This window comes from Actinomadura scrupuli (assembly GCF_050971785.1).
GTDB lineage: Bacteria > Actinomycetota > Actinomycetes > Streptosporangiales > Streptosporangiaceae > Actinomadura_E > Actinomadura_E scrupuli.
In genome coordinates this window covers 530,335-548,738 of record NZ_JBPCCU010000005.1, presented here as the reverse complement: position 1 = coordinate 548,738, position 18,404 = coordinate 530,335, and the positions used below count along the sequence as shown (strand labels likewise).

The 18,404-nt window shown below is 69.9% G+C and carries 22 protein-coding genes; 12 read left to right on the top strand and 10 right to left on the bottom strand.

Annotation, left to right across the window (positions count from 1 at the left end; genetic code table 11):
• The first annotated feature begins 49 nt into the window (after positions 1–49).
• Positions 50–1,075: a glutathione S-transferase family protein gene (locus tag ACRYCC_RS25120; protein WP_433815920.1), complete on the top strand. Its 1,026-nt coding sequence runs from the start codon at positions 50–52 to the stop codon at positions 1,073–1,075.
• Positions 1,076–1,132: 57 nt separating this feature from the next.
• Here the strand turns inward: ACRYCC_RS25120 and ACRYCC_RS25115 are convergent, their stop codons facing one another.
• The 3 genes from ACRYCC_RS25115 to ACRYCC_RS25105 form a co-directional block, all read right to left on the bottom strand.
• Complete coding sequence (locus ACRYCC_RS25115; RefSeq protein WP_433815919.1) at positions 1,133–1,882, bottom strand: hypothetical protein; 750 nt, start codon at positions 1,880–1,882, stop codon at positions 1,133–1,135.
• A 239-nt stretch (positions 1,883–2,121) separates the two neighbouring features.
• On the bottom strand, positions 2,122–2,286 hold the full coding sequence (locus tag ACRYCC_RS25110) for a hypothetical protein (protein ID WP_433815917.1): 165 nt from the start codon (positions 2,284–2,286) through the stop codon (positions 2,122–2,124).
• An 81-nt stretch (positions 2,287–2,367) separates the two neighbouring features.
• Positions 2,368–2,619 (bottom strand): hypothetical protein, encoded by a 252-nt coding sequence (locus ACRYCC_RS25105; RefSeq protein ID WP_433815915.1) that lies wholly within the window; start codon positions 2,617–2,619, stop codon positions 2,368–2,370.
• A 246-nt stretch (positions 2,620–2,865) separates the two neighbouring features.
• On the opposite strand from ACRYCC_RS25105, the gene ACRYCC_RS25100 reads away from it, so the two are divergent.
• The gene (locus ACRYCC_RS25100; RefSeq protein ID WP_433815913.1) at positions 2,866–4,824 is read left to right on the top strand and encodes a WD40 repeat domain-containing serine/threonine protein kinase; all 1,959 of its coding nucleotides are present in this window, start codon (positions 2,866–2,868) and stop codon (positions 4,822–4,824) included.
• A gap of 114 nt (positions 4,825–4,938) precedes the next feature.
• Here the strand turns inward: ACRYCC_RS25100 and ACRYCC_RS25095 are convergent, their stop codons facing one another.
• From ACRYCC_RS25095 to ACRYCC_RS25085, 3 genes are all read right to left on the bottom strand, one after another.
• Positions 4,939–6,039, bottom strand: a complete 1,101-nt coding sequence (locus ACRYCC_RS25095) for an HNH endonuclease (protein WP_433815911.1) — start codon at positions 6,037–6,039, stop codon at positions 4,939–4,941.
• 7 nt (positions 6,040–6,046) lie between these two features.
• On the bottom strand, positions 6,047–6,205 hold the full coding sequence (locus ACRYCC_RS25090; protein WP_433815909.1) for a hypothetical protein: 159 nt from the start codon (positions 6,203–6,205) through the stop codon (positions 6,047–6,049).
• Positions 6,206–6,421: 216 nt separating this feature from the next.
• Positions 6,422–6,862 carry an ATP-binding protein gene (locus tag ACRYCC_RS25085; protein ID WP_433815907.1) on the bottom strand — a complete coding sequence of 147 codons (441 nt, stop codon included), beginning with the start codon at positions 6,860–6,862 and terminating at the stop codon, positions 6,422–6,424.
• 517 nt (positions 6,863–7,379) lie between these two features.
• Here ACRYCC_RS25085 and ACRYCC_RS25080 point away from each other — a divergent pair.
• The 6 genes from ACRYCC_RS25080 (at position 7,380) to ACRYCC_RS25055 (ending at position 11,546) form a co-directional block, all read left to right on the top strand.
• Positions 7,380–8,243, top strand: a complete 864-nt coding sequence (locus ACRYCC_RS25080; RefSeq protein WP_433815905.1) for a helix-turn-helix domain-containing protein — start codon at positions 7,380–7,382, stop codon at positions 8,241–8,243.
• A 31-nt stretch (positions 8,244–8,274) separates the two neighbouring features.
• Entirely contained in the window at positions 8,275–8,502 is a 228-nt protein-coding gene (locus ACRYCC_RS25075) for a DUF397 domain-containing protein (RefSeq protein WP_433815903.1), read from the top strand.
• Positions 8,503–8,583: 81 nt separating this feature from the next.
• Positions 8,584–9,453: an LLM class flavin-dependent oxidoreductase gene (locus tag ACRYCC_RS25070; protein WP_433815901.1), complete on the top strand. Its 870-nt coding sequence runs from the start codon at positions 8,584–8,586 to the stop codon at positions 9,451–9,453.
• Positions 9,450–9,932 (top strand): nucleoside deaminase, encoded by a 483-nt coding sequence (locus tag ACRYCC_RS25065; protein ID WP_433815900.1) that lies wholly within the window; start codon positions 9,450–9,452, stop codon positions 9,930–9,932. Before ACRYCC_RS25070 ends, ACRYCC_RS25065 begins: the two co-directional genes overlap by 4 nt.
• A gap of 121 nt (positions 9,933–10,053) precedes the next feature.
• On the top strand, positions 10,054–10,347 hold the full coding sequence (locus ACRYCC_RS25060) for a hypothetical protein (protein ID WP_433815898.1): 294 nt from the start codon (positions 10,054–10,056) through the stop codon (positions 10,345–10,347).
• Positions 10,348–10,640: 293 nt separating this feature from the next.
• Positions 10,641–11,546, top strand: a complete 906-nt coding sequence (locus ACRYCC_RS25055; protein WP_433815896.1) for an ATP-grasp domain-containing protein — start codon at positions 10,641–10,643, stop codon at positions 11,544–11,546.
• Positions 11,547–11,584: 38 nt separating this feature from the next.
• Here ACRYCC_RS25055 and ACRYCC_RS25050 read toward each other — a convergent pair whose 3' ends face one another.
• Positions 11,585–12,238: a hypothetical protein gene (locus ACRYCC_RS25050; protein WP_433815894.1), complete on the bottom strand. Its 654-nt coding sequence runs from the start codon at positions 12,236–12,238 to the stop codon at positions 11,585–11,587.
• 35 nt (positions 12,239–12,273) lie between these two features.
• On the bottom strand, positions 12,274–13,284 hold the full coding sequence (gene sigJ / locus ACRYCC_RS25045; RefSeq protein ID WP_433815893.1) for an RNA polymerase sigma factor SigJ: 1,011 nt from the start codon (positions 13,282–13,284) through the stop codon (positions 12,274–12,276).
• Between the two features lie 194 nt (positions 13,285–13,478).
• Here sigJ and ACRYCC_RS25040 point away from each other — a divergent pair, with 194 nt between their 5' ends.
• Both ACRYCC_RS25040 and ACRYCC_RS25035 read left to right on the top strand, forming a co-directional pair.
• Positions 13,479–14,948 carry an MFS transporter gene (locus tag ACRYCC_RS25040; protein ID WP_433815891.1) on the top strand — a complete coding sequence of 490 codons (1,470 nt, stop codon included), beginning with the start codon at positions 13,479–13,481 and terminating at the stop codon, positions 14,946–14,948.
• A 68-nt stretch (positions 14,949–15,016) separates the two neighbouring features.
• Complete coding sequence (locus ACRYCC_RS25035; RefSeq protein WP_433815890.1) at positions 15,017–15,673, top strand: hemerythrin domain-containing protein; 657 nt, start codon at positions 15,017–15,019, stop codon at positions 15,671–15,673.
• Positions 15,674–15,806: 133 nt separating this feature from the next.
• On the opposite strand, the gene ACRYCC_RS25030 is transcribed toward ACRYCC_RS25035, so the two are convergent.
• Positions 15,807–16,229 (bottom strand): lamin tail domain-containing protein, encoded by a 423-nt coding sequence (locus ACRYCC_RS25030; protein WP_433815889.1) that lies wholly within the window; start codon positions 16,227–16,229, stop codon positions 15,807–15,809.
• A gap of 26 nt (positions 16,230–16,255) precedes the next feature.
• Complete coding sequence (locus tag ACRYCC_RS25025; protein ID WP_433815887.1) at positions 16,256–16,915, bottom strand: DUF899 domain-containing protein; 660 nt, start codon at positions 16,913–16,915, stop codon at positions 16,256–16,258.
• Between the two features lie 96 nt (positions 16,916–17,011).
• Between ACRYCC_RS25025 and ACRYCC_RS25020 the strand changes: the two genes are divergently transcribed.
• Both ACRYCC_RS25020 and ACRYCC_RS25015 read left to right on the top strand, forming a co-directional pair.
• Positions 17,012–17,476 carry a winged helix-turn-helix transcriptional regulator gene (locus ACRYCC_RS25020; RefSeq protein ID WP_433815885.1) on the top strand — a complete coding sequence of 155 codons (465 nt, stop codon included), beginning with the start codon at positions 17,012–17,014 and terminating at the stop codon, positions 17,474–17,476.
• A 48-nt stretch (positions 17,477–17,524) separates the two neighbouring features.
• On the top strand, positions 17,525–18,394 hold the full coding sequence (locus ACRYCC_RS25015; RefSeq protein WP_433815883.1) for a metallophosphoesterase: 870 nt from the start codon (positions 17,525–17,527) through the stop codon (positions 18,392–18,394).
• Positions 18,395–18,404: the final 10 nt, after the last annotated feature.

Below are 18,404 nucleotides of genomic sequence, written 5' to 3'. Positions count from 1 at the left end.
CGGTGTGCGGCGGCGCGGTTCACCGGCCGGCTTTGCGACAATCAACGACATGGCCGAGACAGCAGGCGACAGCGACGAGGACCCGACCGGCGAGTACAGCCGGGATCAGAACTACATCACCACCCGCATCACCGCCGACGGACGGGACGGCTATCCGGTGGAGCCGGGGCGTTACCGCCTGGTGGTCGCCCGGGCATGCCCGTGGGCGAACCGGTCGATCATCGTCCGCCGTCTCCTCGGGCTGGAGGACGTGCTGTCGATGGGGGTGACCGGGCCGACCCACGACGCGCGGAGCTGGACGTTCGACCTCGACCCCGGCGGACGCGACCCGGTGCTGGGCATCGAGCGGATACAGGACGCCTACTTCGCCCGGTTCCCCGGTTACGAGAAGGGCATCACCGTCCCGGCCATCGTGGACGTACCGTCGGGCCAGGTCGTCACCAACGACTTCGCGCGGATCACCCTCGACCTGTCCCTCGAGTGGCGGGCCCACCATCGGCCGGGCGCCCCCGACCTGTACCCCGAACACCTCCGCGACGAGATCGACGAGGTCGACCGCGTGGTGTTCGCCGACGTCAACAACGGGGTGTACCGGTGCGGCTTCGCCGGCACCCAGGAGGCGTACGAGGCCGCCTATCACCGCCTGTTCGACCGGCTCGACTGGCTGTCGGACCGCCTCGAGCACCGGCGCTACCTCGTCGGCGACACCATCACCGAGGCCGACGTCAGGCTGTTCACCACCCTGGTCCGGTTCGACGCCGTCTACCACGGCCACTTCAAGTGCAACCGGCAGAAGCTCACCGAGATGCCGGTGCTGTGGGCCTACGCCCGCGACCTGTTCCAGACGCCCGGCTTCGGTGACACCATCGACTTCCACGACATCAAACGCCACTACTACGTGGTGCACCGCGACATCAACCCGAGCGGCATCGTGCCCGTCGGCCCCGACCTGAGCGGGTGGCTGGATCCGCACGGCCGGGACGCGCTCGGCGGACGCCCGTTCGGCGACGGCACCCCGCCACCACCACCGAGGCCCGGCGAGACCGTCCCCGCCCCCGGCACGCCGCTCGGTTAGTCCGGCGTCCCCCGGCTCCGCAGCCCACTCGCGGTGCGCGCGACGGGGAACCGGCGCTCACGTCCCGATGCGCCGGACGACCGAGGCACGATGGACACGCAGCGACCAGTGCGCCGTCTCGTCCGTGTGGCCGGCCGGAACCACCTTGGTGCCGGAGGCCACGCAGATGTCCCTGGGCCCGGCCAGGTAGAACATGAACATGCTCAGGTGGTGCGCCTGGCCCTCGTAGTACCAGTCGCAGCGCAGCACCTTCTGGCCCGTCAGAAACGGGGCTTGCAGGAGCTCCTGGGCCTCCGGCGGCAGGTTGCCCAGGAGTCCCTTGGCGGACGCGGTGAGCCCGATGTCCGGCCCCGCCGGACCCGCGGGACCACCGCCCGGCCCGGCCCGGCGCGGCCGTGGGGCGGGTGGCGGGCGATGGTCGATGGAGACGCTGCGGAGGGACGCGGGGTCGAGGACATAGCGGGAGAGCGCGTAGACCGGGCGGTGCTCGGTGTTCAGGCGGGGCTCGGCGATGCACAGCCCCTGGTCCCCGAAGACGGTCGCCTCCGGCCTGGCCTCGTCCAGGGAGGAGTCCACGGTCGCCCACCACTCGATGACGGTCCCGGCACGCTGCCGCAACCGCTCCCGGACGAGCGATCCCATCGAGTCCCAGCACTCCTGGCGCAACGGCTTGCCGCCCGTCATCCCCATGGAGCCGGCCTGGTAGGTCGGAGCCCGGCCGGCATACGACGGCCGGGCCACCTGCCCGCTCTCCGGCCTGCGCAACGGACCCGATCCCGCCGGGGTGAGAGAGTTGGATCCCGCCAAGGCCGCCTCCGCCATCGGTCGACGCGAATTGATCACAGCATCCACGGTCTCACGCCGGGCGTCACCCGCCGGCGGAAACCATCGGCCGATGTCGGTCCGGTCTGGTGAGCTGTGGGCGTGGACGATCGCGAGCCGTCGGGGGCGTAGCCGGCCCGGAGGTTCTTCACCGTCGCCGTCGAGCCGCTGCTGACCGATGCCCTGCCACGGCTCCGGTACGCCGCCGGACGGGTGTTGCCCGATCAGACGACGCGCCAGTCCACCACCTGGATCATCACATGCTCACCGTCGACGATATAGAAGATCGTGACCAGCTCGACGTCCAGTTCATAGCAGCCCTCGATCTCTTCACCACCGGCCCGGAAAACGCGGGCATCGGGCGGAACAGGATCATCCTGCAAAGCCATGACGCCAAGTTGACGGCCTTACGGAGATCATCGGATAACCCACGGGCGAAATCGCGCACGGCGGACGGCACCCACAGATGGTCAGGCATCCAACTCGCCCAACGCCCGTTCCTCGTCCGTCACCTCAGCGAAGCCAGAGAAGTCACCGCGAGCAGCCTTCTCCTTAGTCTCGATCATCTGGCGGGCGATGCCCAGCCGGCGAATCCGGTCGTACTCGGCCTTCGGAATAGCGACAAGCCCGGAAGGAACGGGCCGGCCAGGGACCTCAGGCACCACGTGCAGAGCGTTGGCCGGGTCGTAGGGATCAGGCTCACAGATCGGCTGGACGCTCACCTGGCGGCCCTCCCCAACGATAACGTCACCTGTCCGGTCGGTGTCTCAGACATGGTCGGACACCCCGGTCGTTCCCTGTCAGCGTACTCACCAAGGACCCGGGAAGCACTGCTGCTCGACAGGTACGCCCCGAGATCGATCTCCGCCAGATCGAGTCGGACCGCTAGGAGCGGCGAAGCGATCCTGCGTGCTCGGGTCGGGTGAGTCCACGGATTATGTGACCTTTGCGTGGCTATTGTGGCGTTCGTGGAAGCGGCGGCCAGCGAGCTGGTGGGTGGGCGTTACCGGCTGATCGAGCCCATCGGCCAAGGCGGGATGGGCCGGGTGTGGCGGGGCCATGACGAGGTTCTCGACCGTGAGGTGGCGGTCAAGGAGATCCTGGTGCCCGCGGGTCTGGCCGGCCGGCAGCGGGATTCGCTGGTCAGGCGGGTGATGCGTGAGGCCAGGGCGACGGCGCGCCTGAACCATCCGGGCATCATCACCGTCCACGACGTCGTCGTGCACCAGGGTGCCCCGGTGATCGTGATGGAGTTCGTCGCAGGCCCGTCACTGGCCGCGGTGATCGATGACGAAGGCCCGCTGCCGGTACGGCGGGTGGCGGTGATCGGCGCCGCGATGCTGGAGGCCCTCGGTGAGGCGCACTCCGCGGGGATCGTGCACCGCGACCTGAAGCCCGACAACGTACTGCTGGCCGGACGGCGGGTCATCATCACCGACTTCGGCATCGCCACCCTGGCCGATGCCACCGTTCTGACCGACCCGGGCGCCGTGATGGGCACCCCGTCGTACATGGCACCGGAGCAGATCGAGGGCTCGCCCGCCACTCCGGCCTTCGACCTGTGGTCCCTGGGCGCGACCCTGTACACGGCCGTCGAGGGCCGGCCCCCGTTCACCGGACCGACCCTGACCGCGTTGTGCGTCGCGATCCTCACTCAGGCTCCTCGCCCGCCCGAGCACGCCGGGCCGCTCACCCCGATCCTCATGGGGCTGCTGGAGAAGGACCCCGGCAGGCGTGCCACCGCCGATCAGACCGCCCGGTACCTGACCGACCTCCCGCACACTGAGGACGCGGTTCCGGTCCCCCTGCCGGGACCTGGCCCGTCCACTCCGGGTTCCTCCCGCACCCTGCCGTCAACGCCCGGTGGAGAGATCGGAGCCCCGACGGAATGGCCGACCGGCGGCTTGGAGGACAGGTTTGCGGCGGGACGGCTGATGCCGCGGCGTACCGTCGTCATCGCCGGGCTCGGAGCCGCCGCCACCGTGGCCGCGGGCCTGTTCATCGTGCAGGTCATCGGAGACGACGATCCCCCCGCCGACTCGGCCGGCTCGGACGACCTCACCGGGCACACCGGCTGGGTCGCCTCGGTGGCGTTCAGCCCGGACGGCAAGACACTGGCCAGCGGAGGCTTCGACGACACCGTCCGGCTGTGGAACGTGGCCCGCCGCACCCGCATCGCCACCCTCAGCGGCCACACCGAGAGCGTCAGATCGGTGGCGTTCAGCCCGAACGGCAAGCTCCTGGCCAGCGGTGGCTCGGACAAGACCATCCGGCTGTGGGACGTGGCCGGCCGTACCCGCATCGCCACCCTCACGCCCAGCGGGTACGTGCTCTCGCTGGCGTTCAGCCCGGACGGAGGAATCCTGGCCGGCGGAGGCGCCGACAATACGGTACGGCTGTGGGACGTGGCCCGCCGCACCCGCATCGCCACCCTCAGCGCCCGGTCCGGCGACGGCGAGTCCCACTCCGTCTACTCGGTGGCGTTCAGCCCGGACGGGAAGATCCTGGCCGGCGGCGACTCCGACGGCACCGTCCGGCTCTGGGACGTGGCCCGCCGTACCGGCGTCGCCACCCTCACCGGCCACAAGTACTCGGCCTACTCGGTGGCGTTCAGCCCGGACGGGAGGACGCTGGCCAGCGGCAGCGCCGACAAGACGGTGCGGCTGTGGGACGTGGCCCGCCGCACCCACGCCGCCACTCTCAGCGCCGGCGACACCACCTACTCACTGGCGTTCAGCCCGGACGGCCGGATCCTGGCCGGCGGCGCCTACGACCACCGGATCCGGCTGTGGGACGTGGCCGGCCGTACCCGCGTCGCCACCCACGTCGCCGGCGACACGGTCTACTCGGTGGCGTTCGCTCCGGACGGCAGGACCCTCGCCGGCGGAGGCCGCGACAAGACCGTCCGGCTCTGGAAGGTCCCGTGAAACCCGGCGCGGGCCACCGAGATACTGGGGTGGTTGTCGGGTTGGACACCTCGTCGTTAGGAGCGGCGAAGCAATCCTGCCCGATGTCCGCCAGTGCGAAGGAGAACTCCTTATTCAGGCGGTTTCGCGGAAGGTTTCGTACCGCTCTTCCAGTGCCTGCCGGTCGGGGTGGTCCCCGCGTCTGCGAGGGAGACTCAGGAGAGCTCCGTGCATGTCCTGGAGTCCATGACGCAGCATCGGCCCGTCGATCTCCTCCAGGATGTCGGTACGGACCTCGATGACCAGGTCCGGTCGTACGCCGAGGATGTTCTGATCGTAGGCCGCATGGTGAATCTTGCAGAGCGCGAGACCGTTGGACACGGCGGGCACCCCTTGCGGGTGGCGATCAGGGAGTATGTGCGCGGCGTCCAGCAGGGAAGCGTGACGCAGGTGGCACATGGCGCAGCTGGTGGTGTACGCCTGAATCACCCGTTCGCGGAACACCGGCTGATGCAGACGCTGCCGAGTGAGCCGCTCGGCGTAGCGACGTTGTACAAGGTCGACGACACCCGCGCCGGCGATGTGAAGCTGCGCCTCGTCGAGGGCCACCGAGAACTGCAATCGCTCGGGTTCGTCCGCGACGAGCCAGACGGGGTAGCGCGGCAGGTAGAGGCCCGTCGCGACCCCGAAGAACCAGATCAGTGGAGCCCGCCGCTGGAAGGCGTGACGTAGTCCGACGTTGTCCGGATGCATCGGGTCGGAGCCCCGGTACTTGTACCGGAGCAGGCCGTCCGAACCGGGGGCGTCGTCGTACGGCGCCCGCCCGCCGGCCGAGGTGTAGGTCGTCAGGATCGACAGCGCGGCGGGCAGAATGGCCGGCTTGCGGATACCCCGGTTCTGGTCGACGAGGGCCAGCGGCCGATCCTCGAACCGGAATTTCATGAGCTCCGCGCGGCCCACCACCAAATTCTCAGCGGTGCAGCGGGCGTCGAGCCATGCCATGGCGGCGGCACGCACCCGCTGATCGAGGTCGTCTTCCAACGGGCTGGTCACCTGACGGTTGTATACCCCCGAACCCATGGCCGGCCGGACATTCTCCGCTTCTCCGCCGATCGACAACTCACCCGAACAACCTTCGTGATCATGCAATCGTTCGTCGATTGATTGCCCGGTAGTTGCGGGCCGGCAGACAAAGAGCCGGCCTCCGTCGAAGACGGAGGCCAGCAGGTTGATCATCCCAGGGTCACTCCTTGGGGGGTTCTTCCTCGGGGGTACTTCCTCCGGGGGCCTCCCCGCGGGAAATCAGCCTGAGCGTGAAGTCGAGGTCCTCCGGAACCGGATCAACCTTCCCGATCACACGGCGGAGCTCATTAAGCAGCCCCTGCTCGGTGGGTTCAGTCATACCGAGCACTCCTTTCAGTTGTCGCCTGCTGATGGTCAGCCGGCCGCAGTCAAACCGTCCGAGCCACGCCCGCAGCGGCAATCCGAGATATGTGAACACGGCACCGTTCACAGATCACCCACCGGTGACCTGCTAGAACGGGGCCGGTCCGTGTCATGCTCGATTACTCGCATGATCACGGAGGGTGAGTGGGGCGTAAGTCGGCCGCCTCCTCATTCAGTTCCCGAGGAAGAGTGCGGTGACGGTGCGGCCTCGGGTGTCGCCGGTCCACCCCCAACTGTTGGTGATGGCGCCCAGGATCATTAACCCTCGGCCGCTCTCCGCGAGTGAGTCTTCCTCGGTGGGTTCAGGGAGGTGAGGAACGTGGGGTCCGCCCTGATCTGTGACGGCCAGGGTGACGCAGTGGCCGGGCCAGCGGCGTATCTCGATGGTGAGCTGACCGCCGGGCTGCCCGGAACGGGTGTGGCGCACGGCGTTGGCGACGAGTTCGGCGGTGGCGTTGACGATGTCGTCCAGCCGCGCGAAGTCCGCCAGAAGGCAGGCGACGAAGTGCCGGATCTTCGGGGCCTGGTCGGGGTTGCCCGGATAGACGCGACGCCAGGTCAGGATCTCGGCGGTGCTGTCGTTGACGTGGTCGGCCTGGTTGAGCACGATCATGGTGGGGGCCTCTCTCTTGCTGGTACGGCGTGTGCGAGCCGGGACGCGGCCGTCACCTCCTACTGCGGCCCACCGGGCGGGGGCTGGGAGGGTGCCCTACCGGTGCTAGCGCGGTGAATGCAGGCAGCGAGGTGTTCGGGCGTGTCGGCCTCGAGTAAGACCTGGACGGGATGGCGGGGCGGCGGAAGGCCCCACCATTTACGGGTCTTGGCGCCGTAGAAGCACCGCCAGCCGGGGAAGGTCTGCATGATCACGCGCTCGGGAGTGGTCCAGTCGGACACCGTCACCCTCCCCTGGAGAGTTGACCCTGGACCCGGTCGGCGCGACCGAAATGATCACTCTCGATCATGCTTGTCCAGTCGGTATGTGATCACGATGTGTAGTCATGTAACCATCATGGAGTGACGGTCATAAAATCGCAATAGTAGAAACTATTCCTGCCCTAATGGTTAACAGATGTCCGGATCTCTAGATTGCTCTACGCTCAGTAGCAGCTCGTTACTGATCGGAGGCGTTCATGACCGAACCCCGGCAGAGCCCGACCCTGCGTAGGCGCAGGCTGTCCGCCGAGCTGTGCAGGTTGCGCGAACAGGCCGGGCTTACCCAGACCGAAGTCACCAAACGGCTGGAGTGGTCTCAGGGCAAGCTGGCACGTATGGAACGCGGCGAGTGGCTGCGACCCGATCCGCACGACATCCGGTTGCTACTGGACCAGTACGGCGTGACCGACGAACGTCAGCGCGAACAGCTGATCGTTTGGGCCAGGGAAGGCCGTCAGCGCGGATGGTGGCATCCGTACAAGGACATGCTCTCCGCGACGCTATCGACCTACATCGGGTTGGAAGCCGAGGCGACCTCCTTGCACACGTTCCAACTGATCGTCGTTCCCGGGCTCCTCCAGACCGTCGATTACGCGCGCGGGCTGATCAGTCGTGGACCGGAAGAGATCTCCGAGGAAGATGTCGAGCGCAAGGTCGAGGTCCGTACCGCCCGGCAGGAACTGCTCACTCGAATCGATGATCCGCTGCGCCTGTGGGCCGTGATGGACGAAGCGGCGCTGCGTCGCCCGGTCGCGGGGCCGGAGACGATGCGCGCGCAGATGCAGCATCTATTGGAGCTTGCCCGGCTGCCCAAGGTCACGCTGCAGGTGATTCCATTCTCCGCTGGCGCCCACCCGGGCACGGCAGGGGCTTTCTCGCTCCTGGAGTTTCCTCACCCTGACGATCCGGAGGCCGCCTACGTCGAGACGGTCGGCGGGGAGCTGTTCGTCGAGAATCGCGAAGAGGTCAAGGAGTACCAACTCGCCTTCCGAAGGCTCACCGCCTTCGCCGCCGATCCCGCCAATACACTGGAGTTGATAGCCGAGATGGCGTCGACCTGATCTCGTTCCTCCTACAGAGGCCGTGGCCCCCATGCCCCAAGATCCCAGCCCACTGGTGTGGCGTAAGAGCCGTCGTAGCCACCAGAACGGCGAGTGCGTCGAGATCGCGCGTGCTCCCCACTCCATGGCGATCCGCGACTCCAAGAACCCTGACGGACCCATGCTCGTCGTCCCCCGTAACGCCTTTCTTTCATTTGCCGCTGAGATCCGCGAAGGCCGGCACACCAGGGTCGGTCACGAGCGGCGGGGTCCGCAGTAGGGCAGGGTCTGGCTGTGGACGAGGTTGGTGGTGGTGCTCCGCCGGGAGGACTCGCTGCCAGCCGCTCGATAGCCTGAACAGGTGCGACTCGGCGTGAACGTCCCGAATTTCGGGCCCGGCACCGATCCCGCCAGGCTGCGCGACTGGGCCCAGACGGTGGAGGGTCTCGGCTTCGACCTGCTGATGGTCTCCGACCACCTCGCGGTGACACCCGACGTGGCGCAGCAGTACCCGGCGCCGTTCTACGAGCCCTTCACGACCCTCGCCTGGCTGGCCGGCGCCACCCGCCGGATCCGGCTGGGGACCACGGTGCTCATCGTCCCGTACCGGCATCCACTGCTCGTCGCCCGCATGGCCGCCAACCTCAACGATCTCAGCGGTGGACGGCTGGTCCTCGGCGTGGGGGTCGGCTGGGCGCGGCAGGAGTTCGAGGCCCTCGGAGTTCCGTTCGAGCGGCGCGGGGCGCTGACCGACGATCATCTACGGGCGATCCTGGCCGCCTGGGACGACGACGCGGACTACCGCGGCGGGCGGATCCCGATCTGGGTCGGCGGCAACAGCGATGCCGGCCTGCGCCGGGCCGTGCGATTCGGCGAGGCATGGCATCCCCTGCGGTTCACCCTCGGCTGGCTGCGCGAGGCGCTGGACCGGATGAAGGCCGAGGCCGATGAGCGGCGACGACCCGTACCCGCCCTGGCCCCCCGTATTGCCCTGCGGCTCACCCGGTCACCGATCACCGGCCCCGGGCGGCTCGCCGGCGAGGGCACGATCGACCAGATCCTCGACGACCTCGAACAACTGCGCCTCCTCGGTGCCGACACCGCCCTGCTCGACCCCTTCAACGGCGACCCCCGCGAGACGCTCCACCCGCAGCCGGCGTGGCAGGCGCTCGCGACCGTGTCCGCACTCTGGAACCCGGGCACGCCTCACCAGCGAACGGAAACACGATGACCTACGACGACGAACTGCGGCACCTGCGCCGGTGCGTGGAGCTGGCGGCCGAGGCCCTGGAGGCGGGCGACGAGCCGTTCGGCTCCGTACTCGCCGCCGCCGACGGGACCGTCCTCGCCGAGGATCGCAACCGGGAGACGACGATGGGCGACCAGACCCGCCATCCCGAGTTCGAGCTGGCCCGCTGGGCCGCGGCCAACCTGACCTCGCAGGAGCGGGCCGCGGCGACCGTCTTCACCTCGGGCGAGCACTGCCCGATGTGCGCCGCCGCGCACGGCTGGGTCGGGCTGGGGCGCATCGTGTACGTCAGCTCCTCCGAACAGCTGACGGCCTGGCTCACGGAGCTGGGGGTTCCCCCGTCTCCCGTGCGGAGCCTGCCGATCGGTGCGATCGTCCCCGGTATCCCGGTGGAGGGCCCGATCGCCGAGCTGTCAGAGCAGGTACGGGATCTGCATCGCCGTTTCCGCAGCCGGGGTTGAGAGCCTCATCCCCGAGTCGACCCAGCCGGAGCCGAATGTCAGTGATTTCACGGATGCCCAGAGTCTGCCGACGATAACAGAATGCAATGCATCAGATGCTCTGAGTGACAAGGAGGAGAAGATGCTCGATCGTCGTGCCAGGCGGAAGATCTGGCGTAGAGCGCTCGCCGTGAGCGCGTGCGGTGTCCTCGGGCTGCTCGCGGCCGCTCCGGCCACCGCGTACGCCCAGGAGCCCGGCGCTCCTGTGCACCGGCAGGCTCCGATCACGGCCAGCGGCTGGGAGTTCTTCGACGACTACTGGACCCACGCCGGCTGCATCGAAGAAGGTCAGAACGGCATCCAGCGCGGCGAATGGACCCAGTATCAATGCCGGTCCAGCGCGATCGACTGGAATCTGTGGGTGCTGCGCCCGTAATTCGGCCGCACCCGCACACACAGTGCACCAATCCACCCGCCCTGCACGGCAGCCCGCCTGCCGTGCAGGGCCCTTTTGAAATTCCGGGTCCTTCAGATCGGTTGCCAGTTCATCCGAGAACGTACTGCCCATCGGCTCCTTCGGGGTCCGCTAACGGACATGGGAGCCGGCGGACCCCCTGACGTGGTGTAAGCCTGGGGGTACCGCCTTCGTGAGCAGGGAGCCCCTCCCGCGCCGCGGCGCGAGCCTGCAGAGAAACGAGAGCCCACATGGGTGCAGCTCAAGTCGTCCTGATGACCGATCACAGCTCGACCGAGGGCAGCCGGGCCACCCTGGCCACCGCCGTCGAGATGGTCACCGGGCGACCGCCCGTACTGATCGACGCACGGCACTTCATGACCGGCGGGAGCGGCCGCGCGCAGGTCGTGGACGGAGCGCTCAGGCTCGAGGTGCCGGCCGAGGCCGTCGCGGTGACCCCGTCGGCCGTGCTCATCTACGAGATCCCGCCCGCCGCGCGCCGGCGCTTCGAGGCGTGCCAGCGGCTGTTACGCCGGTACGGTGCGGTCTCGCTCGGCCTCGACGCCGACGCGTGGCGGGCGGCCACCGAGAAGGACCTCACGGTGGAACGCTTCGCGCTCGACGGCATCCCGCAGATGAGGACCATCAGCCTGTCCGGGCCGACCCCGGAACGGGCCGCCACCGCCTTCGAGCGACTCGGCGGGGACGTCTGGGCGCGGCCGACTGTCGGCATGGGCGGCAAGGACGTCTTCCACGTCACCACGCACGAGCAGCTTCGCGACGCGGCCCGCTACTACGCCACGGCAGGCCTGGACTGGCTGGTGGCCGAGGACGCGAACAACTTCGATCGGGACGGGCTGCGCCACCAGTTCCGTGTGGTCGTGCTGGACGGGCGCGTCGTACGGGCGTGCGAACACGTACAGGCCCGACCGGACGAGGCCTGCAACGAGATCAATGGGGCGAGTTCGACCCTGGTGGCGGTCGACGACCTGTCCCCTGACCTCTACGACCTGGCGATCTCCGCCACCAAGTCCCTCGGGCTTCCGTTCGGCGGCGTCGACCTGGCCGTCGAGAACGGCGGCGTGGTGTTCGAGGTCAACGTGCACCCCGCGTTCGGCTCGGTGGGCGGCCTGGAAACGGTCGCCGTCCCCTACGTGGAAGCGCACCTGGCCATGTTGTGAGCGAGGCGGGCCCCAGCGCCCCCCAGCGCCCTCGCCGGTCAGCCGCCGGGGCCGACGGAGTTGACGGGGGCGCCGTCACCGGTGGTGGGGATGTCGCCGCGGGGCGGCGGGGCGGACGGTGCACCGCTGCCGCCGGGAGCGGCGGGAGCGGCGGGCCGGACGGCCAGGGCGAGCGTGTGCAGGGTCTTGCGTGACAAGGCCTGGCCGGTGCTGAGGCGGATCAGGAGGTCGCCGCCTCGGGTCAGGGCGTACTCCCGGTGGTCCGCGGTGGTGCGGTACCAGCCGTCGGCGGCGTGGGTGCAGGTGACAGGGCCGGCGGCGTCCGGGATCGGCAGGGCGGGGCAGGTCTTCGCGGTGAGCGTACGGGGCTCCACCGTCAGTTTCAGGATCGTCCGGCCGGAGGTGTAGACGGCTTGGAAGCCGTCGGCGCCGTAGGGGCCCTCACCGCCTGCGGCGAGGGTGTAGCCCTTCGCCCCGAGGACGTGGACGAGCTCCGGGGCGACGCCCGGGACGGCCGAATGGGACACCCGTACGCTCGGGTCCTGGGCCTTCTCGGTGCCGCACCCCGCGGCCAGGAGGACCAGCACGGCGAGGGAGGTGACGCCTCGCACACCACCATGCGAGGCCGCCCCCGTGGAGACCGTCGGCGGATGGTCTTCCAGCCGGAGGACGTCGTTCTGGTCGGTCGCCATGCCCGTCATCCTGCCGGATCCGGCGGGCCGCGGGACTACTCGCCGGCGGTGACGGGAGGAGCAGGGGCGTCCTCCCGCGGGACGTGGGTCAGTTTCTCGGGGTTGAAGACCGCGTAGATCCCCGACACCCGGTCGCCCTCCGGGTTGAGGTCGATGACCATGACGGCGAAGGGGGCGTCGGCCGAGAACAGCAGCGCGGAGGGGTCGCCGTTGACGGACCGGTAGCGGATGTCGAGGTCCTCGGGGGCGCGGTCGGTGCCGCCTGCGAGCAGGCGGGCGACCTTGTCGCGGCCGTGCACCGGGCGCAGGGCCGCGGTCCTGACCTTGCCGCCGCCGTCGGTCCACAGGGTCACCTCCGGCGCGAGGATCTCCATCAGTGCGCCGAGGTCACCGCCGAGCGCGGCGGCGACGAACCGCTCGGTCACCTGCTGCCGGACGCGCGGGTCGGTCCGGTAGCGCGGGCGGCGGGCCTGCACGTGCTCGCGGGCGCGGTGGGCGAGCTGGCGTACGGCCGCCGGGGTGCGGTCGAGGATGTCGGCGATCTCGGTGTGGGCGTAGCCGAACACCTCGTGCAGGACGAAGACCGCGCGTTCCAGCGGGGTGAGGGTTTCCAGGACCACCAGCAGCGCGATCGACACCGACTCGGCGCGCAGGGTGGGGTCGGCGGCGTCGGGCCCGCCGGCGTCGGTGTTGACCAGGGGTTCGGGCAGCCACGGCCCGACGTAGACCTCGCGGCGCCGGCTGATGGCCGCCCGCCGGGACAGCGCGGCGTTCACCGCGATGCGCACCAGGTAGGCGCGCGGGTTGACGATCTCCTCGGCGCCCGGCGCTCGGCTTCTGGGCGCCCACGACAGCCAGGTGTCCTGCAGTACGTCCTCGGTGTCGGCGACGCTGCCGAGCAGGTTGTAGACGACGGAGAACAGCAGCTCGCGGTGGTCGGCGAACACCTGCGTGGCGGTGTCCGCGCAGGGGTCCGCGGTGCCGGCGGGCACCGCGGTCTCCCGGGTGCCGGTGCCGTCAGGGTTGCCGGGCGGGTTGTCGGACATGGGCGGGCCTCCGGTTTTCGCGGTCCTCCCTGAGAGGTGTGGCGGCGCCGAAGTGTGACATCCACACCAGGAATGTGAGCTGGACCTCACCGGTGGCCGCTGATGTCACGCTCACCGCGCCGGGCTCTCTCTTAGGTCGCGAAGGGGTTCACACCCACCGTAATCGCACGACCAGAGGGCGAAGGAAGTCCCCCGTGACCACAGAGACCAATGATCCGCCCTTCCTCGGTACCCGCCGTGGCAGGCTCACCCTGCTCCTGCTGTGCGCCGTGGCGTTCATCGACTTCATCGACGCCTCGATCGTCAACGTCGCGCTCCCCTCGATCCAGCGCGATCTGGAACTGTCGGTGCAGAACCTGCTGTGGATCCCCAGCGGATATCTGCTGACCTACGGCGGCTTCATGCTGCTGGGCGGCCGTGCCGCCGACCTGCTCGGCCGGCGCCGCGTGCTCGTCGCCGGTACGTCGCTGATCGCGATCGCCTCGCTCGCGGGCGGGCTGGCGGGCACCTCGGGGATCCTGACCGGAGCGCGTCTCGCCCAGGGCATCGGGGCGGCGATGATGCTGCCGGCGGCGCTCTCGATCCTCACCACCACGTTCGTGGAGGGCCCGGACCGGCACAAGGCGATGGGCGCCTGGGGAGCCACCGGCGGGCTGGCGTCCGCCGCAGGCGTCTTCTTCGGCGGCGTCCTCACCGAGGGTCCCGGCTGGCGCTGGGTCTTCTTCGTCAACCTGCCGGTCTGCGCGCTGGTCCTCGTCGCGATTCCCCGGCTGATCCCGGGCGGGCGACGGCGTACGGCGCGCGGGAGCTTCGACGTTCTCGGGGCCGTGCTGGCGACCGGCGGCATGCTCCTGCTGGTCTACGCGCTGGTGAAGGCACCCGACCAGGGGTGGGCCTCGGGCCGCACGGTCCTCGAGCTCACGGGGGCCGCGGCCCTGCTGATCGCGTTCGTGGTCAACGAGCAGGTGATCGGTAACCCGCTCATGCCCCTGTCGATCTTCCGCATCAGGGGGCTGGGAGCCGCCAACGTCACGCAGTTGATCGGAGTCGCCGGCTTCCTGTCGATGTTCTTCTTCATCACCCTCTACATGCAGGACGTCCTCGGCTACTCCGAGATCACGGCCGGCTCCGCCTTCCTCCCGGTGTGCCTCGGGGTCGGCATCGCCGCGGGAATCGCCTCCAAGCTCTTCGGCCGCGTCGGCACGCGCCCCGTGATCGTCGCCGGAGCCCTGATCGCCGCCGCCGGCATCTACTGGCTGTCGCGGATCCCCGTCGACGGCTCCTACCTCACCGACCTGCTGCCCGGCCTGGTGATCATGTCCTTCGGCCTCGGTGGCATCTTCGTCGGCGTCACCACCGCCGCGAACGCCGGCGTACCGGCGGACAAGGCCGGGCTGGCCGCGGCCCTGCTCAACACCTCCCAGCAGCTCGGTGGCGCGCTCGGCCTCGCGATCTTCACCGCGATCGCCACGTCCCGCACCAAGCACGAGCTGGCCGCCCACCGTCCCCAGCTCGACGCGTTCACCTCCGGCTTCCAGCGCGCGCTGCTGGTGGCCAGCGTCTTCCTGGTCGCCGCCGCCGTCATCGGCCTGCGCGCCACCAACTCGCGCGGGGAGACCGAGCAGCCGGCCGAGCAGGTTCCGGCCGGCTCCCTCGTCGCATGACCCGCGACGATCCGCCCCCGCTCACACCCGCCGCGCTCTCACCGGCGCCCGACCATGAGGAGTCCCTCGTGAGCAACACCACCGAATCCGGCGAACGTCACCGGAACGACACGACGATGATGTACGCGGTCCACGACGCCTTCCAGCGGGACCTGGACAGCCTCAGTTCCCTGGCCGAGCGCGGAGTCACCGGCGACCCCGCCGTCCGCGCCGGCTGGGAACGGTTCAAGACCTACCTCCACATCCACCACACCGCCGAGGACACCCACCTGTGGCCCGTCCTGCGGGCCAAGGTGGCCGGCATGCCCGCCGAGCTCGCGGTGCTGGACCTGATGGAGAACGAGCACACCGGCCTCACCTCGCTGCTCGACACCCTCGACGCGGCACTGGCCACCCCGGCCCCGGGGCCTCAGACGGCGGGGCACGCACGGCGGCTGGCCGACGCCCTGACCGCGCACTGCGACCACGAGGAGGAGAGGGCGCTGCCCCTGGTGGCCGGCCTGCTCACCGCCGGGGAGTGGGAGGCCTTCGGCGCCGAGCAGCGCCGGCAGCTCGGCATCAGGGGCGCCGCCTCCTTCTTCCCCTGGCTGCTGGACGGGGCCGCGGACGAGACGCGCCGCAAGGTCCTCGGCTATCTGCCCCCGCCCGTGCGGCTGCTCTACCGCGCGGTGTGGCGGCCCCGCTATCTCCGCGGCCCGCGCTGGGAGGCCCTCGCCCATTCCTGATCACCGACCGGGCACGAGGGGCTGAAAAGGTGGCGTCTTCGAGTCTCGGGGGCCGGAGCCGCCGCCGGCTCCGGCCCCCGAGACCCGCCGCCCCGGCTCGGCGGCGTCATCGCGCGACGCCGCCCGCAGGCCGTCAGCAGTACTTCGAGGATCCGCTGCTCCCCCATGAGCAGCTGTCGGCGGCGGTTCCGCCCGCGTAGCGCAGGTAGGCGGTGTCGCCGGTGTTGTTCCAGATGTAGGCGCGTGACCCCCAGTACAGGTGGGTGCCGGTCCTGGTACCGCGCCCGGTGTGGATGGTGACGTACTTCTTGGCGCCCAGGGTGAAGGCCGGGAACGTGTAGACGTGGCGGGACTTGTCGCGCAGCGTCCAGCCCTTCAGGGACTTGCCGCTGGAGCCGGTGTTCTTCAGCACGACGTACTCGGCGTTGAGGCTGGAGTTGCTGCGGGTGTCGGTGCCCGGCGAGTTGTAGTACACCCGGTAGATCTGGACCGCCGAGGCCGCCTCGGCCGGCGACGCGATGGTCAGCAGCCCGGCGGCGCCGGTGACCGCGACCACTCCAGGCTCCGGCGACGTCGAAGCGGCTAGGAGTCGTACTCGTCGCGGATCTTGATCCAGCTCATCGTCGGGTCCTGCGGCCAGCCCTCCGGTGAGTCCTCCCACTGCTCCTGCCGGCCGTACGGGGTCAGGTCGAGCAGGTTGAAGTCCAGCCGGAGGCGGTCCACCCCGCGCGCGGTGGTGAAGTAGGTCCGGAAGACCTCGTCGCCGTCGCGCAGCAGCACGCTCAGCCCGAAGCCGCCGCCCAGCCCGAGGTCGTCGCTGAAGTCGCCGCCGTCGTCGGAGTACCACGGCACCGTCCAGCCCATCCGCCGCCGGACGACGTCGATCTCCTCCTGCGGCGCGCGGGACATGAGGATCAGCGTGGTGTCCCGGGCGTTGAGGTGCGACTGGTCGGCGATGTTGTCGGTGAACGAGCTGCAGCCGCCGCAGAGCCAGTCCTGGCCGGGCGCGAGCATGAAGTGGTAGACGACCAGCTGGCGGCGGCCCTGGAACAGGTCCGCGAGCCCGGCCGCCGTACGGTCCGGCGCGGTGAACCGGTATTTCCCGTCCAGCCGCACCATGGGCATCCTGCGCCGCTCGGCCGCCAGCGCGTCCAGGGCGCGGGTGTGCGCCTTCTCCTTGACCAGCAGCGCCTCCCGCGCGGCCTGCCACTCCTGTGCCGAGACGACCTGGGGCCGGTCCATGACGCGCTCCCTTCAGAGCATTCCCTTAAGGAACTAACGAGTCCGACGCTAACAGAGATAGTTCCTTGAGGGAACTCTGTCGCCTAGACTGCGTCCATGCAGCGCACCCGATTCGGCGACATGGCCTGCTCGATCGCCCGCACCCTGGATGTGATCGGTGAGCCGTGGTCGCCGCTGATCCTGCGGAACCTCTACGTCGGCATCAACCGCTTCGAGCAGCTCCAGCAGAGTCTGGGCATCTCGCGCAAGGTGCTCACCGAGCGGCTCACGTGGCTGGCCGGCCACGGCATCCTCGAGCGGCGGCCGTACTCGAGCCGGCCGCCGCGCCACGAGTACGCCCTGACCGCCAAGGGCCTGGAGCTCTGTGACCTGCTGCTGGTGATGGTGCGCTGGGGCGACCGGTGGACGGCGGGCGAGGCCGGCCCGCCGGTGCTCTACCGCCACCACGCCTGCGGCGAGATCAGCCATGTCGAGCTGCACTGCTCGGTGTGCGACCGGCCGATGCGCGCCACCGACCTCGACGTGCTGCCCGGTCCGGGCGCGGAGGCCGTCCCGGGCTGACCTCCGGCCACCCCGCCGGCGGGCCGTCCTCGGGTTACCATGACCGACATGTCCCGTGTGGTCACCCTTCCCGACGAGGGCGTCCTGCTGGCCGCCACGGATCTGCACGGCAACCTCGCGGACTTCCGCGCCCTGGCGGCCCGGTTCGTCGCCCTCACCGACACCGAGCCCGTGCCCCCGCGACTGGTGATCTGCGGCGACCTCGTGCACGGACCGGCGATCGCGGCGCCGGACTGGCCCCGTCACCTGGGCGACTACTACACGGATCGATCCCGCGAGCTGCTGGACGAGGCGCGGCGGCTGCAGCAGCGGTTCCCGGGCCAGGTGCACTACCTGCTCGGCAACCACGAACACGCCCACCTGGGCGGCCCCCGGCTGTCGAAGTTCCACGACGACGAGGCCGGGCACCTGGAAGGCTCGTGGGGCCCGGGGGAATTCGCCGGCGTCCGCCGGTGGCTGAGCGGATGGCCGCTGGCGGCGTACGCGGCCCGGGCGCGGCTCGCGCTCACCCATGCCGCACCGGCCGCCCGGATCACCAGCGCCGCGGATCTCGAAGCGGTCCGCCTGGACGGCCACGAGACGACGCCGCTGCACGAGATGATCGGCAGCGGGCCGCTGGGCGCGCTGCTGTGGGCCCGCACCACCACCGCCGAGCGCGCCTACGGCTTCCTGCGCGCGCTGCACCCGCGCTGCCGGGTCGCGGTCTTCGGCCACGACATCATCCGCGAAGGTCACCTGATCGAGCACGAGCCGCTGCTGTGCGTCTCGACCAGCTTCGGATGTCACGACGGTGACAAGGTCTACCTCGAATGGGATCTCGCCACGCCGGCCGAGGACGCGCACACGCTCGCGCGCACCGGGCTGCGCCTTCTGTACCCGGACGCTCCCCCCGTCCACCGCGCCCGGGCACTCACCTGAACCGCCCGAT

Excerpts from the sequence above, each read along its gene's own strand:
- ACRYCC_RS25065 (WP_433815900.1), top strand. The coding sequence starts at position 9,450 with ATGACCTACGACGACGAACTGCGGCACCTGCGCCGGTGCGTGGAGCTG.
- ACRYCC_RS25050 (WP_433815894.1), bottom strand. The coding sequence starts at position 12,238 with ATGGCGACCGACCAGAACGACGTCCTCCGGCTGGAAGACCATCCGCCG.
- ACRYCC_RS25085 (WP_433815907.1), bottom strand. The coding sequence starts at position 6,862 with ATGATCGTGCTCAACCAGGCCGACCACGTCAACGACAGCACCGCCGAG.
- ACRYCC_RS25055 (WP_433815896.1), top strand. The coding sequence starts at position 10,641 with ATGACCGATCACAGCTCGACCGAGGGCAGCCGGGCCACCCTGGCCACC.
- ACRYCC_RS25020 (WP_433815885.1), top strand. The coding sequence starts at position 17,012 with ATGCAGCGCACCCGATTCGGCGACATGGCCTGCTCGATCGCCCGCACC.
- ACRYCC_RS25110 (WP_433815917.1), bottom strand. The coding sequence starts at position 2,286 with ATGGCTTTGCAGGATGATCCTGTTCCGCCCGATGCCCGCGTTTTCCGG.
- sigJ (WP_433815893.1), bottom strand. The coding sequence starts at position 13,284 with ATGTCCGACAACCCGCCCGGCAACCCTGACGGCACCGGCACCCGGGAG.
- ACRYCC_RS25095 (WP_433815911.1), bottom strand. The coding sequence starts at position 6,039 with ATGATCAACCTGCTGGCCTCCGTCTTCGACGGAGGCCGGCTCTTTGTC.
- ACRYCC_RS25090 (WP_433815909.1), bottom strand. The coding sequence starts at position 6,205 with ATGACTGAACCCACCGAGCAGGGGCTGCTTAATGAGCTCCGCCGTGTG.
- ACRYCC_RS25060 (WP_433815898.1), top strand. The coding sequence starts at position 10,054 with ATGCTCGATCGTCGTGCCAGGCGGAAGATCTGGCGTAGAGCGCTCGCC.
- ACRYCC_RS25025 (WP_433815887.1), bottom strand. The coding sequence starts at position 16,915 with ATGGACCGGCCCCAGGTCGTCTCGGCACAGGAGTGGCAGGCCGCGCGG.
- ACRYCC_RS25015 (WP_433815883.1), top strand. The coding sequence starts at position 17,525 with ATGTCCCGTGTGGTCACCCTTCCCGACGAGGGCGTCCTGCTGGCCGCC.
- ACRYCC_RS25075 (WP_433815903.1), top strand. The coding sequence starts at position 8,275 with ATGCCCCAAGATCCCAGCCCACTGGTGTGGCGTAAGAGCCGTCGTAGC.
- ACRYCC_RS25120 (WP_433815920.1), top strand. The coding sequence starts at position 50 with ATGGCCGAGACAGCAGGCGACAGCGACGAGGACCCGACCGGCGAGTAC.
- ACRYCC_RS25080 (WP_433815905.1), top strand. The coding sequence starts at position 7,380 with ATGACCGAACCCCGGCAGAGCCCGACCCTGCGTAGGCGCAGGCTGTCC.